General features: G+C 79.2%; 1 pseudogene. It reads right to left on the bottom strand.

The annotated features are described in order from the left end of the window. A pseudogene (locus AC13HU_RS37780) lies at positions 1–801 on the bottom strand (serine protease); the annotation flags it as partial. Positions 802–826: the final 25 nt, after the last annotated feature.

Here is an 826-nt window from a genome sequence, read left to right as displayed (position 1 = left end):
GCGCACCCGGGTCGCCGGGTCGCGGACCAGCACCCCCAACGCCGCCCCGTGCAGACCGGTTTCGTCGGCCCGGGCGAGCAGCGCGAGCGCCGCGTACCGGAGCAGTTCGCGGTCGGCGGGGCCACGGGCGAAGGGTGCGACACGGGCGCCGTACGTGGCGGCGGCGACCCGGCGGTCCGGGCGCGGGTCGTGCGCCCATCGGTCGACGGCCCGGCAGATCGCACCGGGGTGGTCCTCGGCGAGCGCGGCGAGTACGGCGTCGGCGCCGGGGTGCCCGGCGTCCACCAGCGCCTCGGTCAGCGCGTCGGGGGCGCGGCGGCTGTGGGTGTGCAGGAGGGCCTGCGCGGCGGAGGCGACGGTGAGGCGGCCGCCGACCGCGAACGGGTGCGCCGCCTGGAGCGGGCGGTCGTCGTCGAACCACCCGCACACCACGGGCACCGCCTGCCCGCCTTGCGCGCGCACCAGACCCGACACCACGCTTAGGAAGCGGTCCTCCTGCCCGGCGCCGGGCGGCCCGTCCGCCGGGAGCAGCACCCTCAGCAGCTCCAGCCGGTCCGGCTCGGCCAGCGGCACCGCCCGCCAGAACCACGGCCCGAACTCGCCCAGCGCGCCCAGGCGTTCCGGCGCGAAACCGCCGGCCGCGATCGAGCGCACGACGATCCGCCCGGCCAGCGCGCGCAACACGGGCAGCAGCGGCCCGGCGTCCTCGACCCGCAGCAGCGCCTCACGCAACAGGTGCGCGGCCCACCACTGGGCCTCGGTTCGGCGCCGGGCCGCACCGGGCACCACCGCGGGCACCACGGACGCCCGCACCTCCCCCCAGGGC

It is taken from the genome of Streptomyces sp. NH27 (assembly GCF_056859195.1).
The sequence above is the reverse complement of the archived record's forward strand: the minus strand, read 5'-3'. Positions and strand labels throughout refer to the sequence as shown.